This is a genomic window from Agrobacterium sp. OT33 (genome assembly GCF_017313365.1).
Lineage (GTDB): Bacteria > Pseudomonadota > Alphaproteobacteria > Rhizobiales > Rhizobiaceae > Agrobacterium > Agrobacterium rhizogenes_A.
On record NZ_JAFLMZ010000012.1, the window covers coordinates 1 to 15,472 of the forward strand.

Consider the following 15,472-nt stretch of genomic DNA (forward strand, 5'->3'; position numbering starts at 1 on the left):
TCATCCACACCAGCAATAACAGCACCGATGGCGCAAGCATCACCCGCGCCAGACCGCTCGTGTTTCGAGTTGCCATTAGTCGTCCTCCCTCACGGATACAGTTATAAGTTTGAGCGGGACTTCAGATGAAACCGCTCACACTTCCCCATTTCGCTCCGGCGGCCTCTGCCGCAGGGGCATCCGGATTTATGATTGCCGTCAGTGGCGGCCTTCGCCCGTCGCCGCGTGATAGGTCGCCAGAACCTGATCCACAGCCGCGATCAAAATCTCTTCCGCGTCCTCGCCCGCAACTGTGGCGAGCGGTAATTCGCCGAGATACTGGCGCAGCAGGGTTTCGGGAATTGTCTTCCCATCCAGCGCCTTATGCAAGGCGGAAACGGCCTGCAACGCTTCCGGCCGCGTCCAGTAATAACGGATGCGGTCGCTGTAACTATAGTGGCGCTGCAATCGCAGCGTGATGTCGTCGCCATGGTAATGGCCCTGCCAGTCGCCCGGCGCGCTCAACATCAGTTTTTCCATGGTCCGCGCCAGCGGCCGGTCGCCATAGGTGCCGACCATTTCGGATGCGATCATATCAAGCGCATAAAGCGCTTCCCGGTAAGCGAAGGTGAGGCCCGGGCCGACTTTGAGGATCGGATACCCGTCGCGCACCAGTGCGGCAAGGGCAGGCTCGGTCTGGTAATCGGTGGAATGGGCCTCGAACACCAACTGCGGTTCGCCGTCCAGAACGGCGCTCAGCGCTTCTGCGGCCTGCGGATCATAAGCGACGACATTGTCGCTGCCGAATTCCACGCCCGGCTGCACAACGAAAGCGATGACCCGTTCGAAGGCTTGCGAAAGACCGTGCTGCGCGAATATCTCGCGGTGAAGGTCGATGGTGTTGCGCGCCGCCTGCGGCTGCGTCGGCGCAACCGTGTCGAGCACATGGTCGGCGCCGCCAGGCACCGGCACTTCGGTGCCGAGAATATAAAGCGGTTTGGGCAGGCCGGCATCGGTGGCCGCCTTTTCGGCAACGGCCGCAAGTTTGGCGGCGCGGTTGGCGATGGTGACGTCATCCAGCGCTGCCGGCTCACCGGCACAGCCCATCGAAGCATCGAGGTGAATCTTGCGAAAGCCCGATGCCACATAGGCTTCGACCATGGCGGCGGCTTTTGTCAGCGCCTCTTCGGCCTTCTCCTTGCGCCAGGGGTTGGGTCCGAGATGATCGCCGCCGAAAATCAGGAGTTCGCCGGGCAGTCCTTCTTCCGCCGCGATGCCGTTGACGAAGGCAACAAAATCACGGGGCGTCATGCCGGTATAACCGCCGAGATGGTTGACCTGATTGCAGGTCGCCTCGATCAGCACGGCTGTCTTGCTGGCGGCGGCGCGGCGGATCGCGGCGCGCAGGACGACGGGGTGGGCCGAACAGACGGACGTGATGCCCGCGGGTTTGCCGGCGCGGCGGGCGGCGGCGAGATTTTCCAGAATGGCGGTCATAGGACTTCCTCCGACAATTGCGCGGCCATGAAGGCATCGAGTTCGGCAAGGCTGGCAGCGCCCTCCATCGGCCCGCGCCTGATGACGTTGTGGGCACCCGATGCATTGGCGTAAGCGAGCGCTTTTGCCGGGTGCATGCCGAGGCGGCGGCAGGTGAGGTAGGTTGCGCCGAAACAGTCGCCGGCACCGGTCGGGTCGATTTCCGCCACCTTCAGGCCGGGGGCGTCGATGCGCCCATGGGTGCGGCTGAAATGGCTTGCGCCCTTCGCACCGCGTTTCAGCACGATTTCGCCGACACCGGAGGCAAGCAGCTTTTCTATCGCCGCTTCCTCATCGTCCAGACCGGAGGCGGCCTGAAGTTCTTCGCCTGATGGTAGCAGGAGATCGGTGACGGCAAGCAGATCGTTGATCAGCCTGCGGCCTTCGTCACCCTGCGCCAGTTCCTTGCGGATGTTCGGATCGAAAGACACCGAACCGCCACGTGCCCTGACATGTCTGATCGCCGCCAGAATGATGTCGCCAATGCCGGCAATCGCGAAGGCCGATCCCATGACGTGCACATGGCCGGCTTTTTCGATGAGCGCCTGCGCTTCATCGGTCATCTGCGTTTCGCTGGCCGCCGAATGGGCGATGTTGAAAACGAAGTCGCGCGCGCCGTTCTCACGGTAGCGCACGAAGGCGCTGCCGGTCGGGCGATCTGGAATGGTGGCGATGGCCGAGACATCGACGCCGTCGCGGCGCAGTCTTTCGACATTGAGGCGGCCGAAATCGTCGTCACCGACTGCGGCGATGATGCCGGCGGTTCCGCCGCACCGCGCCACCTGATCGATGAAGATGGCCGGTGCGCCGCTCGGGAAAGGGCCGATCAGCGTTTGCGGCTCGAGAAAGCCGTTTCCCACCGTCGTCGCCATGATCTCCACGAGGATTTCGCCGGCCGTGATGGTCGGGCCCTGGGTCTGCGGCGCCAGTGTAGATGCCTGCCTCATCGTCTCCTCCATAAGCATGTGCTGCCGTCCTGCGGGGCAGGTGCATTTCCGGTCTGTTATTTTCTCGGATATCAGTTAAAGTTTACGCGCGTCAAGATATTAATGGATGAAATATCTGCTGCAATGCAGCAAGAGAAATGTGCGAAATAATAAATTATGAAGTGAATATACTGGTGTAAACAAGGATTTATGCGGGTTTCGGGCAGTTTGGTTGCGCGATGATTTATTTTTGGATGTTGACAATGGATGCAATTTCGCGAGATAAAAAATTTACGCATGTATTGTTATGCGTGGACATCCGTAAAGGAGGAGCGGGTATCATGAGTAAATTCATTGGAATTCTGTCGTCGTCTGTGGTTGGAGCCGGGCTTCTGGCCGGGCTGGCGCAGGCGGAAGAGATCAACATCGCCACCGTCAACAATGGCGACATGATCATCATGCAGAAGCTTTCCAGCGCCTGGGAGAAGGAAACAGGCAACAAGATCAACTGGATCGTGCTGGAAGAGAATGTCCTGCGCGAACGCGTCACCACCGACATCGCCACCAATGGCGGCCAGTTCGACATCATGACCATTGGCGGTTACGAAGCGCCGATCTGGGGCAAGCAGGGCTGGCTGGCGCCGGTCGACGATCTCGGCGACGATTATGATTACGCCGATCTGCTCGACCCGATCAAAAAGGGCCTGACGGTGGATGGCAAGCTTTACGCCGTGCCGTTCTACACCGAAAGCTCGTTCACGCTTTACCGCAAGGATCTGTTCGACGCCGCCGGCCTGAAGATGCCTGACAATCCGACGTACGATCAGATCAAGGATTTCGCCGCCAAGCTGACCGACAAGTCGAAACAGCAATATGGCATATGCCTGCGCGGCAAGCCGGGCTGGGGCGAAAACATGGCCTTCCTCGGCACCATGATCAATACCTATGGCGGCCGCTGGTTCGACATGGACTGGAAACCGCAGCTGACGAGCGAGCCGTGGAAAAAGGCGATTGCGGATTATGTGGCGCTGATGACCTCCTACGGCCCGCCCGGTGCGGCCGCCAACGGCTTCAACGAAAACCAGACGCTGTTTTCATCCGGCCGTTGCGCCATGTGGATCGACGCCACCTCGGCGGCGGGCCGCGTTTATGACCCCAAGCAGAGCCAGGTTGCCGACAAGACCGCATTTACGCGTGCTCCGGTCGAGGTAACGCCGAACGGTTCGAGCTGGTCGTGGTCCTGGAACCTTGCAATCCCAAACAGCACGAAGAAGCTTGAAACCGCCAAGTCCTTCGTCAAATGGGCGACTTCGAAGTCCTATGTGAAGACGGTTGGTGAAAGCGAGGGCTGGGTGGCCGTGCCGCCGGGTACGCGCAAATCCACCTATGAGCTGCCGGAATACAAGAAGGCTGCGCCTTTCGCGGATACGGTGCTGAAGGCGATCATGTCTGCCGATCCGTCCAAGCCGACCAAGGATCCGGTGCCCTATACCGGTGTGCAGTTCGTCGCCATACCGGAATTCCAGTCCATCGGTACGGTTGTCGGCCAGCAGATCGCGGCAGCCCTTTCCGGCCAGCAGACCGTCGATGCGGCGCTCGAAGGCGCGCAGAAACAGGTCGAACGTGACATGACCCGCGCGGGCTACATCAAGTAGCCGCGTCCTCCCGGCGTGCCGCCCGTTCGCCTTCTGGTGGCGGGCGGCATGGGTGGGGCTGCCGCACGCACACTCCCTCATTCCTGTGCTTGTCACAGGAATCCAGCCAGCCCAAGTCCTTGGGCTGGAGGGACTCTCTCGCCGCGCGGACGCGCGTCGGCTGGATTCCTGTGACAAGCACAGGAATGAGGGAGTGTGGGGTGCGCTGGCATATCAAATCTTTACCCGGTGTACCGCGTTCAGGTTTGCCGGAAAAAATGCATCTAACAACAAACGCATGACCGGGTTCATCCAGTGTCCGCCATGCATCACGGAGATCGACATGAGATTGAACAACAAGGTTGCGCTGATCACCGGCGCTGCCCGCGGTATCGGCCTTGGTTTTGCGCAGGCTTTCGCCGATGAGGGCGCAAAGGTCATCATCGCCGATATCGATATTGCCCGCGCCACGGCGTCTGCCGCCGCCATCGGCCCTTCGGCAAAGGCGGTGCGGCTGGATGTTACCGACCTCGCTCAGATCGATGCGGTGGTGAAGGCGGTTGATGAGGAGTTCGGCGGCATCGATATTCTCGTCAACAATGCCGCGATCTTCGATATGGCGCCGATCAACGGCATTACCGAAGAGAGCTATGAGCGGGTGTTCGACATCAATCTCAAGGGACCGCTGTTCATGATGAAGGCCGTCTCCAATGTCATGATCGAACGCGCGCGCGGCGGCAAGATCATCAATATGGCAAGCCAGGCCGGCCGGCGCGGCGAGGCGCTGGTGACGCTTTATTGCGCCTCCAAGGCGGCGATCATTTCCGCCACGCAGTCGGCGGCGCTGGCGCTCGTCAAGCACGGCATCAATGTCAACGCCATTGCGCCCGGCGTCGTGGATGGCGAGCATTGGGAAGTGGTCGATGCGCATTTCGCCAAATGGGAAGGCTTGAAGCCCGGCGAGAAGAAGGCGGCGGTGGCCAAATCCGTGCCGATCGGCCGTTTCGCCACGCCTGACGATATCAAGGGGCTGGCGGTGTTCCTCGCCTCCGCCGACAGCGATTATATTCTCGCCCAGACATACAATGTCGACGGCGGCAACTGGATGAGCTGAAAAGCCGGAGATGACCATGCATGCCATTCAATTCGTCGAGAAGGGACGCGCCGTGCTGGCGGAACTCCCCGTCGCCGATCTGCCGCCGGGTCACGCGCTCGTGCGGGTCAAGGCTTCGGGGCTTTGCCACACCGATATAGACGTGCTGCATGCGCGTTATGGTGACGGCGCGTTTCCCGTTATCCCCGGCCATGAATATGCCGGTGAAGTTGCAGCCGTGGCTTCCGATGTGACAGGCTTCAGGGCCGGTGACCGTGTGGCCGTCGATCCCAATCTGCCCTGCGGCACCTGCGCCAGCTGCAGGAAGGGGCTGACCAACCTTTGCAGCACGCTGAAGGCCTATGGCGTTTCCCACAATGGCGGCTTTGCCGAATTCAGTGTGGTGCGCGCGGATCATCTGCACGGCATCGGTTCGATGCCCTATCATGTCGCGGCACTTGCCGAACCACTCGCCTGCGTCGTCAACGGCATGCAGAGCGCTGGCATTGGTGAGAGTGGCGTGGTGCCGGAAAGTGCGCTGGTGTTCGGCGCCGGTCCCATCGGCCTGCTGCTTGCCCTGTCGCTGAAAGCACGCGGCATTGCAACGGTGACGATGGCCGATATCAATGAAAGTCGGCTGGCCTTTGCCGAAAGTCTTGGGCTCAAGGTGGGCGTTTCCGGCTCGGAAGCGCTCTTGCGGCAACAAAAATCTTTTGACTTTGTGGCCGATGCGACGGGTATTGCCGCCGTTGCCGAAGCGATGATCCCGCTGGTTGCGGATGGCGGCACCGCGCTGTTTTTCGGCGTCTGCGCGCCGGATGCCCGCATTTCGGTGGCGCCTTTCGAAATCTTCCGGCGTCAGCTGAAGCTTGTCGGCTCCCATTCGCTGAACCGCAACATACCGCAGGCGCTTGCCATTCTGGAGACGGATGGCGATCTCATGGCGCGGCTGGTGTCGCATCGGCTGCCGCTTTCGGAAATGCTGCCGTTTTTTACGAAAAAACCGTCTGATCCGGCGACGATGAAAGTGCAGTTTGCGGCCGAATGATCGTTTGGCCGTTGATAACCATTCGACCGGCTTTTCGTGCGAAGGCCGGTCGATGTAGAGTACCACATGTAATATTTCATGGGGGCAAGCACTTTGGCCAAATCTATCAGGACGATGGAAGAATTTTCGGAATTCGTCGGCCTTTCCCGCCCGACTGTTTCGAAATACTTCAATGATCCGGCCTCGGTCCGCAAGAAGACGCGGGACACCATCGAGGATGCGCTGAAGAAATCGGGCTTCCGGCCGAATATCTTCGCCGTCAACCTCAACCGCCGCCGTTCCAATATCATCGGCATCATCATTCCGAACTCCACCGATCCGTTCTACATGGCGCTGACGAGCCGCATCGAACTCATCGCCAACGAGGCGGGGTTCCTTGCCTTCGTGCTGTCTTCGGATGGCAAGGCGGAAATCGAGGACCGGGCGATCCGCACCTTCAAGTCGATGAATGTTGCGGGCGCCATCATCGCGCCACTCGGCGTCAAATCCCATCGCGCCACGCTGGAGCAGCTCGCGGCCAGCATTCCGATCGTTTATGTCGATTCGCCGCTGGATGAGACTTCGGCCTTTGTCGGCACGGACAACCGCCAGAGTGTCGGGCTGATGGTGGATTATCTCTGCCGTTCGGGCGAACCGCCCTGTTTCTTCGATATGCCGCAGGTCAATACCAACGCGGCGACACGCCGCACGGCCTATGAGGAGGCGATGCAGCGTCTCGGTTTCGAGCCGCATGTCATCGATGTTCCCGGCATCGTCACCTGGGATTTTGAGCGTTTCGCCTTTGATGAGGCGAGCCGGCTGCTGGATGGGGCAGGGCATTTGCCATCCCGCACCATTTTATGCGCCAATGACCGCATCGCCTTCGGCGTCATCGCCGCCGCCTTCCAGAAGGGCATCAAGGTTGGCCATGGCGCTGATTACGATCTCAGGGTTGCCGGCCATGACGATCATCCGCTGTCGCGTTATGCCTGCCCGCCGATTACCACGGTGGCGCAGAATTATAACGAGATCGGCAGGCTGTCGATCGAGCTTCTGCTGCAGAAGCTGGATGATGAGACGGATGACACGACGCGGATGCGTGAACGAATCCTGCTCAGCGCCGATCTGATGCTGCGCAAATCGGCCTGATAGTTTGTTAGATAAACTAAACGAAAAATCTGATTTTCTAAATAGAACTAATATCTGAACGCTCCTACTCTGGTCTCAAGGTTGCTTTGGGAGGCGACCGCGAGAGCCGGCGCAAGTGTGTGCCGGGATCCGGGAGGAACGCAGAAACGTCATGTGGCCAGCGCCGCGAGGGGTGAACCTTCGCAGCCTCGGTATCGCATGGCCTTCGCCGGGCAGTCTGGACATTCTCGCCAGCAATTTCCCCAGCGAAGGATGTCAAAACATGAATCTCTATTCTCTTCTGTCAGCGCGTGCAGCCGGCGGCAAACCTGTCCGGGTCGGTCTCATCGGCGCCGGCAAGTTCGGCTCCATGGTGCTGGCGCAGGCGCAGCGCATCGCCGGTTTCCACATGGTCGCCGTAGCAGACCTCAATGTCGGCAAGGCAAGGGAATCGTTTGACCGCGTCGGCTGGCCGAAGGAGCGTTACGATGCGACGAGCTGCGCTGATGCGCTGAAGAGCGGCAAGACCTATGTGACCGACGATGTGAACGAGCTTTTCGCCTGCGGCGAGATCGAATGCGTGATCGAAGCGACCGGCCATCCGCTGGCTGGTGCACGCCATGCACTGGGCGCCATCGAGCACAACAAGCACGTCGTCATGGTCAATGTCGAAGCCGATGTCATGGTCGGGCCGATCCTTGCTGAAAAGGCGCGGGCCAAGGGCCTGATCTATTCCATGGCTTACGGCGACCAGCCGGCGCTGATCTGCGAGCTGGTGGACTGGGCGCGAGCCACCGGCTTCGAGGTCGTTTCCGCCGGCAAGGGCATGAATTTCGAGCCGCGTTACCGTTATTCGACGCCGGACACGGTCTGGGGTTATTTCGGCTGGACGGACGAGGAAGTGGCCAAGGGCGACTTCAATCCAAAAATGTACAATTCCTTCACCGACGGCACCAAGGCGGCCATTGAAATGGCGGCCGTCGCCAACGGCACGGGGCTGGATTGCCCGGATGACGGTCTGGCCTTCCCGCCCGCCGGCCTGCACGATCTCGCCCGCGTCTTCCGCCCCGCTGCCGATGGTGGCCGCATGTCGCGCTCCGGTCTGGTCGATATTGCCGCAAGCCAGGAGCCGGACGGACGCGAGGTGTTCAACAACATTCGCTACGGCGTTTTCGTCACCTTCAAGGCGCATAATGAATATGCCCGGGCCTGCTTCAAGCAATATGGCCTGCTGACCGATCCCTCCGGCTGGTACGCCTCCATGTGGCGCCCCTTCCACATCATCGGGCTGGAGACCTCGATCAGCGTGCTTTCCGCCGTGCTGCGCAATGAAGCGACCGGTTGCTCCAGGGAGTTTCGTGGCGATGCGGTGGCGACCGCGAAGAAGGATATGCAGCCCGGCGAGATGCTCGACGGCGAGGGCGGTTACGCGGTCTGGGCGAACGCCATTCCGGCCACCCGCAGCCTTGACATCAAGGCGCTGCCGATCGGCCTTGCCCATAATGTCAAGCTGAAGCGCGCCATCAAGAAAGACCAGATCGTCAGCTTCGACGATGTGGAGCTGGTCAATGATCTCGATGTGGTGAAGCTGCGCCAGGACATGGAAAACCAGTTCCGTCCGCAAAAGGACGCCGCGGCGTGATGGACGGGAGAGAGCACATGTCGAAGGGAGCTTTCGTGGTGATCGCAGAATTCCGGGTGAAGCCCGACGCGATGGACGCCTTTCTCGATGCGGCGCGCGATGACGCCAGGCACTCGGTTCAGGATGAACCGGGCTGCCGGCAATTCGATGTGGTGCGGCCGGAAACCGGAAACAACGTGGTGTTCTACGAGGTCTATGACGACAGACAGGCTTTCGACCACCATCTGAAGACACCACACCTCGACCGGTTTCGGGAAGCATTTCCCGCCCTCATCGAAGAAGAACTGCCGGTGCGTTTCCTGAATCGGCAATGGCTCTGAAGGATGGAAACGATGGCTGACATTCGCCGGATCGCCGTTATCGGAACGGGTATCATGGGCGCCCCCATGGCGGGGCGTCTGGCGGAGGCCGGGTTTTCCGTCAAGGCCTGGAACCGCAGCGCTGAAAAAGCTGCGGCTCTGGCGGCAAAGGGTGTGCAACCGACGTCCACGGCTGCAGAAGCTGCGGCCGAAGCCGATGTCGTCATCTGCATGCTGAGTTCCGGGCCGGTCTGCAACGAGGTTCTGTTCGGTGCCTCGGGTGTCGTTTCCACCATGAAGCCCGGTGCTATTCTGCTGGTGATGAGTTCCATCCCGGTCGACAGCGCACGGGAACAGGCGGAGGCGGCAAAGGCTTATGGCGTCGCTTATGTCGACGCACCGGTTTCCGGCGGTGAAAAAGGGGCGATCGAGGGAATGCTCGCCATCATGGCCGGCGGTGAACAGCGGGATGTGGATGCATTGCGGCCACTCCTCAATTGCCTTGGCCGCGTCACCCATGTCGGGCCGGTGGGCTGCGGCTCACTGGCCAAGCTTGCCAACCAGCTGATCGTCGCCTCGACAATCTGCGCCGTTGCCGAAGCGTTGACGCTGGTTGAAGCGGGGGGAGCCGACCCGGCTCAGGTGCGCCAGGCTTTGCTGGGCGGTTTTGCCGAATCCACCGTTTTCCGCCAACACGGAAAACGCATGGTGGAGGGCGATTTCCGCCCCGGTGGCCCGGCGAAATATCAGGTGAAGGATACGTCCACGGCGCTGGCTTTCGCCGAAAGCCGTGGCCTGAAATTACCGGTCGGCGAGGAGGTTGACCGGCTGTTCCGCTCCATGGTCGAGCATGGCGCGGGCGAGCTTGATCACAGCGGTGTGATCCTTGAGATTAAGCGCCTGAATGCGTTCGGAGGAACGCTCGAAACTGTCCAGAGCATTTCCAGTAAAGGCGCGTAGCGGTTTTACGTCCGGATAATGCGCTAAAACAAAGAGATAGAGCACGTCCAAAGATTCCGTTTTAACCGGACGTGCTTCATAGATAACAAGGGAGGAACACATGAAAATTTCGAAACTTTACGGGCTGGCTCTCGCCGCCACCATGCTGGTCGCATCCATCGCGCAGGCCGAGACACTGACGCTTTCGACGCCGGATCCGGACAATTCCGAAATTACGCTGGCTGCCAACAAGTTCGCGGAGCTGGTGTCGGCAAAAACGAATGGCGAAGTTACCGTGAAGGTTTTCCCGAACGGCTCGCTTTATGGCGGCGATCCGTCGGGCGCCGTCAAACAGCTGGCTGGTGGATCGCTCGACATGTTGCTTCTGGCGACATCGCTTTACGCGAATTTCGATCCGCGTTTTTCGGCGATCTCCATTCCCTATCTTTTTGACGATGAAGAACAGCTTCGCACCTATCTGGAAGGTGAGCAGGGCAAGGAACTGAGTGCCGGGCTGGAAAAGATCGGCATCAAGGCGGTCGACCTCTGGCCGCGCCCCTTCCGCCAGATGACCAATTCCAAGCGCCCCATAACCTCTCCAGATGATCTGCGCGGTTTGAAGTTTCGGGTACCGAACAATCCACTCTGGGTGGAATTCTTCAAGAAGATGGGGGCCGCACCAACTCCGCTCGCTTTTGCCGAGGTCTATAATGCCCTGCAGCTGAAAGTTGTCGATGGCCAGGAAAACCCGATCAATGTGCCGCTATCTGCAAAATTCTACGAGGTTCAGAAATACGTCTCGATCACCAACCACATGGGTGACGGCTGGGTTCTGGGCATCAGCCCCGCCAAGTTCAACGCCCTGAGCGACGCGCACAAGGCAGCCGTCGAGGCGGCGGCCAAGGAAGCGGAAGTGTGGAAGGTGCAAAACGACGCCTCGACCGCGGAAACGACGATCGCCGAACTGCAGAAACATGGCATGGAGGTCAATCGCCTGACGCCCGAGCAGCAGAAGGCGTTTGTGGAGGTGTCCAAGGGTCTCTATCCCGTCTTTGCTGGGCTGGTGAAGGATCAGGCTTTCTTCGACAAGACGATTGCCGCTGTCGGCAAGAAATAAGGCAATCAGGTCTTCCGGATCGGCGCGCAGCCGGTCCGGTCGGGAGGACAGGTTTATGGACGAAACGTCATCATTTTTCGGCAGGGTCATCAGATTGGCGACCGACGTGCTGGCCGGTCTGGCCGCTGTCGGGGTTCTGGCCGTCGTGCTTTTGCAGGTATCGACCCGTATGTGGGGAACTCCGGTTTCCTGGACCGAGGAAGCGACACGGTATCTTTTCATATGGATGGTATTTCTGGGGGTGGCGGGCAGTTTCCGCACAGCCGACATGGCGCGGGTAACGGTGTTCATCGCGCTGATGCCAGCCTTCGTGCGGCGCCTCGCGCTGCCCATTTACGTTCTGTCGTCGGTCGTCTTTTTCGGCCTGATGATCTGGACGGGCTGGACGCTGGTGCGCCAGCAATATGTAATGAATGAAGCCGCCGCGACACTTGCCACGCCCATGTGGATGATCGGCGTCATCATTCCGCTCAGCGCGGCTCTCGGCATTGCCGCCATCGTGGAATCCCTGCGTCAACATCGCGACCGCATCGAGCTGCCGGAAGGCCTGCAGCCTCTCGCGGACGCCGATCTGGTTGTTGGAAATATGGAGAAACGGCCATGAGCCTGACGCTGCTTGGACTTTTCCTTCTTATGAGCGCCTTCGGGGTTCCGCTCGCCGTCGCACTTGGTCTGGCCAGCCTGGCCTCCATCGCGCTTTATACATCGATGCCGATGGACCTTCTGGCGCAGACCATGTTTTCGGGCATGAACTCCTTTCTTCTCGTCGCGGTGCCGCTTTTCATTCTGGTCGGTGTCCTGATGGAACGGGGCAGGGTTGCCGAACGGCTGTTTGACTTTGCCGAGGCGATTGTCGGCTGGCTTCCCGGCGGTCTCGGCCACGTCAACGTCGCCTCGTCGGTAATTTTCGGCGGTGTCTCCGGTTCGTCCGTTGCCGATATCGCCTCGATCGGCGCCATCGAGATCAAGGCCATGGAGCGTCACGGTTTTCCGAAGGGCTATGCTGTCGGCCTGACGCTCTGCACCTCCACGCTTTCGTCCATCATCCCGCCGTCGATCCTCATCGTCATCGCCGGCTCGGTGGCGAATGCCTCCATCGGAACCCTGCTCGTGGCCGGGCTGGTGCCGGGATTGTTCCTCGCCTTCGTCTTCATGGTGTTCAACCACATCTATGCGGTGCGTAACGGGTTTAATCCACCCACGCCGTTCAATGTCCGGCGCGTGGTAACGACGGGTCTTGCGGCCATCCTGCCGATGCTGACACCGGTGATCCTGCTGATCGGTATTGTCGACGGTTATTTCACGCCGACGGAAGCGGCCGGCATCGCCGTTGTCTACACGCTGTTTCTGGCCGTCATACTTTACCGCACGATCCCGGTTTCGGCGCTGCTCGGAATATTCATGGAAACGGCGAGGACCTCCGGCTCGATCCTGTTCATCGCCGCGACGGCGAAACTGGCGGCCTGGGTCTTCACCTTTGACGGCCTGCCGGCGCAGGTTGCGGTTTTCCTTGGCCATATCAGCACCGGGCCGACCATGGCGATGGTTCTGATCTTCCTGTTCCTCATCGTCGTCGGCATGTTCATGGATGCGATTGCCGCCATGTTCATTCTGATCCCCGTGCTTATGCCTCCGGCCGTCTCGCTCGGGGTCGATCCGATCCACTTCCTGATCGTCATGGTCATCACCCTCACGCTCGGGCTTGTCACACCTCCGGTCGGTGTATGCCTGTTTGCGGTGGCGCAGGTGGCGAAAATGTCGATCGAGGATGTGATCAAGGGATCGCTTGCGCCTATGTCCATCCTTGTCGCCGCGATTTTCGCTCTGGTGTTGTTGCCGGACCTGACACTGGCGCCAATCAGGCTGATGGGGCTTTATTGACGCGAAAACGGATTGCCTGAAACCTCAGACAACGCGGCGGGCTTGCCACTCGTCGCGTTGTTTTCGCATCCACTCCAGAAACAGCATGACTTTTCTCTGCCGCAGATGGGAATGCGGGCAGACGATCCATTGGGTGACGAGCTTGATGCGCGGCGCGTCCGTCACGGCCGGCACCAGCATTTTGTCCTGCAGCTCCCGCTCCATCATCAAGGTGCTTTCCAGCGCCACACCGATGCCGAGAACGGCGGCATCGATGGCCATGTGGCTGCGGTCGAACAGGACCCGCCGCCAGCGCTTCTCAGCCGTGACACCGGCCAGAGGGAACCAGTGGTTCCATTGCGCCTGCGCCTTGACCGAATGGATCAGCCGCTGGTTCTGCAATTCCTCGGGCAGAAATTTACCGGCACCCTGATAATTCGGCGAACAGACCGGCAGGAATTCCTCCTCCACCAGCCCTTCCACGAAGAGGCCCGGCCAGCGGCCATCGCCATGGCGCAGCTCTATATCGACGAGTTCCTGCGAAAAATCGGTGGGCTCGTTGGTGCCGTCGAGGCGCACTTCCAGTTCGGGATGCTCCTCCAGAAAGGAGCCGAGACGCGGCAGCAGCCATTTGTTGGAGATGGTCGGCGTCGCCCGGATCGTCAGCGTGGTGACTGAACGGAAGCCGCGAATACTGTCGGTGGCGTCTGATATCTGCTCGATCTGGGCGGTGATCATCGAGAAATAGCGCTCGCCCGCTTCGGTCAATGTCACCTTGCGGCCGGTTCGCGCCATCAGGGTCGTGCCGAGCTGGCCTTCCAGCAACTGGATCTGCTGGGAGACGGCCGATGGTGTGACGCTCAGTTCCTCCGCCGCTCGGGAAATGCTGCCCGCCCTTGCCGCGGCGTGGAAAACGAGGATCGATTTTATCGGGATTTGCATGGGCAGGGCTTTGCTCAACGGAATACGGCGGTCACCTGAGTATCACAGGTGACCGCCGTGTTGAAAAGCGTTGAACGCGAGGCTTTTAGCGGTGGCTCGGCAGTTTCGGCAGGAACACTGTGAGCAGGCCGAGCAGCGGCATGTAGGAGCAGATACGGTAGACGAATTCGATGCCTTCCTTATCCGCATAAACACCCAGAACCGCAGCGCCGATGCCGCCGAAACCGAAGGCGAAACCGAAGAACATGCCGGCGATGAGGCCGACGCGGCCCGGCACCAGTTCCTGCGCGAACACGACGATGGCCGAGAAAGCGGAGGAGAACACGAAGCCGATGACGACGACGAGAATGGCCGTCCAGAACAGGTTCGCATAGGGCAGCAGCAGCGCGAAGGGAATGACGCCGAGGATCGAGAACCAGATGACGACGCGCGAGCCGAAACGGTCGCCGATAGGGCCGCCGAAGAACACGCCCAGTGCCGAAGCGCCGAGGAAGAGGAACAGCAGAACCTGCGCATCCTGAACACCAAGACCGAACTTGTCGATGGTGTAGAAGGTGAAGTAGCTGGACAGGCTGGCGAGATAGGCATTCTTGGTGGCGGTCAGAACCACCAGCACCAGAAGCGTCATCATGACAGTGCCACGCGCAAGGGGAAGCGTGCGGCTGGCCGGCGCCTTGCCGACCGTTGCACGGCGGTGGCGGGTGTACCAGACGCCAACCCAGGAAAGCACACCAAAACCGACGAGCGCGATCAGCGAGAACCAGCTGAGGCTCGTCTGGCCGAGCGGGATGACGATGAAGGCGGCGAGCAGCGGGCCGATGGCCGTGCCGGTATTGCCGCCCACCTGGAAGAAGGATTGCGCCAGACCATGACGGCCGCCAGATGCGAGACGCGCAACGCGCGAGGCTTCCGGATGGAAGATCGCCGAACCGATGCCGATGAGGCAGGCGCCGATCACCAGAACCTCGAAACTATGGGCAAAAGCAAGCGTGATGAGGCCGGCGCAGGTGGACAGCATGGCGACGGGCAGGGAGAACGGCATGGGCCAGCGGTCTGTCACCATGCCGACAACCGGCTGTAGCAGCGAGGCGGTGACCTGAAAGGCGAAGGTAAGCAGGCCGATCTGCATGAAATCGAGCGCGTAATTCGCCTTCAGCAGCGGATAAAGCGACGTCAGCAGCGATTGCATGATGTCGTTCAGCATGTGGCAGAAGCTGGCGGCTGCGATGATCGAAAACGCCGTGCGTTGCGGATTGAAGCTGTTGCCGGCGCTGGTAACAGTGGCCATGATGAAGTCCTCTCGGGTTCCCGGCGGAAGACGGGAAACATGTCTTTATTTCTTCCCGCTTT

General features: G+C 60.2%; 14 protein-coding genes. 10 read left to right on the plus strand and 4 right to left on the minus strand.

The window, feature by feature from the left end; genetic code table 11:
* Positions 1 to 198: 198 nt before the first annotated feature.
* Positions 199 to 1,476: a D-tagatose-bisphosphate aldolase, class II, non-catalytic subunit gene (locus JZX88_RS23825; protein ID WP_206914949.1), complete on the minus strand. Its 1,278-nt coding sequence runs from the start codon at positions 1,474 to 1,476 to the stop codon at positions 199 to 201.
* Positions 1,473 to 2,480, minus strand: coding sequence for a sugar kinase (locus JZX88_RS23830; protein ID WP_206914950.1), 1,008 nt, complete (start codon positions 2,478 to 2,480; stop codon positions 1,473 to 1,475). The genes JZX88_RS23825 and JZX88_RS23830 overlap by 4 nt, the downstream gene beginning before the upstream one ends.
* 302 nt (positions 2,481 to 2,782) lie before the next feature.
* Here JZX88_RS23830 and JZX88_RS23835 point away from each other — a divergent pair, with 302 nt between their 5' ends.
* The 10 genes from JZX88_RS23835 (at position 2,783) to JZX88_RS23880 (ending at position 13,201) form a co-directional block, all read left to right on the plus strand.
* A complete protein-coding gene (locus tag JZX88_RS23835; protein ID WP_046800382.1) occupies positions 2,783 to 4,096 on the plus strand; it encodes a sugar ABC transporter substrate-binding protein in 1,314 nt (437 codons plus the stop codon).
* Positions 4,097 to 4,418: 322 nt separating this feature from the next.
* Positions 4,419 to 5,189 (plus strand): galactitol 2-dehydrogenase, encoded by a 771-nt coding sequence (locus JZX88_RS23840; protein WP_065116549.1) that lies wholly within the window; start codon positions 4,419 to 4,421, stop codon positions 5,187 to 5,189.
* A gap of 16 nt (positions 5,190 to 5,205) precedes the next feature.
* The gene (locus JZX88_RS23845; protein WP_206914951.1) at positions 5,206 to 6,216 is read left to right on the plus strand and encodes a zinc-dependent alcohol dehydrogenase family protein; all 1,011 of its coding nucleotides are present in this window, start codon (positions 5,206 to 5,208) and stop codon (positions 6,214 to 6,216) included.
* A gap of 114 nt (positions 6,217 to 6,330) precedes the next feature.
* Positions 6,331 to 7,344 (plus strand): LacI family DNA-binding transcriptional regulator, encoded by a 1,014-nt coding sequence (locus tag JZX88_RS23850; RefSeq protein ID WP_127757551.1) that lies wholly within the window; start codon positions 6,331 to 6,333, stop codon positions 7,342 to 7,344.
* A gap of 262 nt (positions 7,345 to 7,606) precedes the next feature.
* Complete coding sequence (locus JZX88_RS23855) at positions 7,607 to 8,965, plus strand: NAD(P)H-dependent oxidoreductase (RefSeq protein ID WP_065116564.1); 1,359 nt, start codon at positions 7,607 to 7,609, stop codon at positions 8,963 to 8,965.
* 17 nt (positions 8,966 to 8,982) lie between these two features.
* A complete protein-coding gene (locus JZX88_RS23860) occupies positions 8,983 to 9,285 on the plus strand; it encodes a putative quinol monooxygenase (protein ID WP_065116547.1) in 303 nt (100 codons plus the stop codon).
* Positions 9,286 to 9,297: 12 nt separating this feature from the next.
* Positions 9,298 to 10,224 (plus strand): NAD(P)-dependent oxidoreductase, encoded by a 927-nt coding sequence (locus JZX88_RS23865; protein WP_206914952.1) that lies wholly within the window; start codon positions 9,298 to 9,300, stop codon positions 10,222 to 10,224.
* 100 nt (positions 10,225 to 10,324) lie between these two features.
* On the plus strand, positions 10,325 to 11,320 hold the full coding sequence (locus JZX88_RS23870) for a DctP family TRAP transporter solute-binding subunit (protein WP_065116546.1): 996 nt from the start codon (positions 10,325 to 10,327) through the stop codon (positions 11,318 to 11,320).
* Between the two features lie 55 nt (positions 11,321 to 11,375).
* Positions 11,376 to 11,924, plus strand: coding sequence for a TRAP transporter small permease (locus JZX88_RS23875; RefSeq protein WP_065116545.1), 549 nt, complete (start codon positions 11,376 to 11,378; stop codon positions 11,922 to 11,924).
* Complete coding sequence (locus JZX88_RS23880) at positions 11,921 to 13,201, plus strand: TRAP transporter large permease (RefSeq protein WP_110760035.1); 1,281 nt, start codon at positions 11,921 to 11,923, stop codon at positions 13,199 to 13,201. The genes JZX88_RS23875 and JZX88_RS23880 overlap by 4 nt, the downstream gene beginning before the upstream one ends.
* A gap of 24 nt (positions 13,202 to 13,225) precedes the next feature.
* Here the strand turns inward: JZX88_RS23880 and JZX88_RS23885 are convergent, their stop codons facing one another.
* Both JZX88_RS23885 and JZX88_RS23890 read right to left on the minus strand, forming a co-directional pair.
* Entirely contained in the window at positions 13,226 to 14,122 is an 897-nt protein-coding gene (locus tag JZX88_RS23885; protein WP_065116543.1) for a LysR substrate-binding domain-containing protein, read from the minus strand.
* 85 nt (positions 14,123 to 14,207) lie between these two features.
* Positions 14,208 to 15,410 carry an MFS transporter gene (locus JZX88_RS23890; RefSeq protein ID WP_003522697.1) on the minus strand — a complete coding sequence of 401 codons (1,203 nt, stop codon included), beginning with the start codon at positions 15,408 to 15,410 and terminating at the stop codon, positions 14,208 to 14,210.
* Positions 15,411 to 15,472 lie beyond the last annotated feature (62 nt).

Bases quoted from the DNA above. Each gene is read 5' to 3' on its own strand.
- JZX88_RS23825 (WP_206914949.1), bottom strand. From the start codon at position 1,476: ATGACCGCCATTCTGGAAAATCTCGCCGCCGCCCGCCGCGCCGGCAAA.
- JZX88_RS23830 (WP_206914950.1), bottom strand. From the start codon at position 2,480: ATGCTTATGGAGGAGACGATGAGGCAGGCATCTACACTGGCGCCGCAG.
- JZX88_RS23835 (WP_046800382.1), top strand. From the start codon at position 2,783: ATGAGTAAATTCATTGGAATTCTGTCGTCGTCTGTGGTTGGAGCCGGG.
- JZX88_RS23840 (WP_065116549.1), top strand. From the start codon at position 4,419: ATGAGATTGAACAACAAGGTTGCGCTGATCACCGGCGCTGCCCGCGGT.
- JZX88_RS23845 (WP_206914951.1), top strand. From the start codon at position 5,206: ATGCATGCCATTCAATTCGTCGAGAAGGGACGCGCCGTGCTGGCGGAA.
- JZX88_RS23850 (WP_127757551.1), top strand. From the start codon at position 6,331: ATGGAAGAATTTTCGGAATTCGTCGGCCTTTCCCGCCCGACTGTTTCG.
- JZX88_RS23855 (WP_065116564.1), top strand. From the start codon at position 7,607: ATGAATCTCTATTCTCTTCTGTCAGCGCGTGCAGCCGGCGGCAAACCT.
- JZX88_RS23860 (WP_065116547.1), top strand. From the start codon at position 8,983: ATGTCGAAGGGAGCTTTCGTGGTGATCGCAGAATTCCGGGTGAAGCCC.
- JZX88_RS23865 (WP_206914952.1), top strand. From the start codon at position 9,298: ATGGCTGACATTCGCCGGATCGCCGTTATCGGAACGGGTATCATGGGC.
- JZX88_RS23870 (WP_065116546.1), top strand. From the start codon at position 10,325: ATGAAAATTTCGAAACTTTACGGGCTGGCTCTCGCCGCCACCATGCTG.
- JZX88_RS23875 (WP_065116545.1), top strand. From the start codon at position 11,376: ATGGACGAAACGTCATCATTTTTCGGCAGGGTCATCAGATTGGCGACC.
- JZX88_RS23880 (WP_110760035.1), top strand. From the start codon at position 11,921: ATGAGCCTGACGCTGCTTGGACTTTTCCTTCTTATGAGCGCCTTCGGG.
- JZX88_RS23885 (WP_065116543.1), bottom strand. From the start codon at position 14,122: ATGCAAATCCCGATAAAATCGATCCTCGTTTTCCACGCCGCGGCAAGG.
- JZX88_RS23890 (WP_003522697.1), bottom strand. From the start codon at position 15,410: ATGGCCACTGTTACCAGCGCCGGCAACAGCTTCAATCCGCAACGCACG.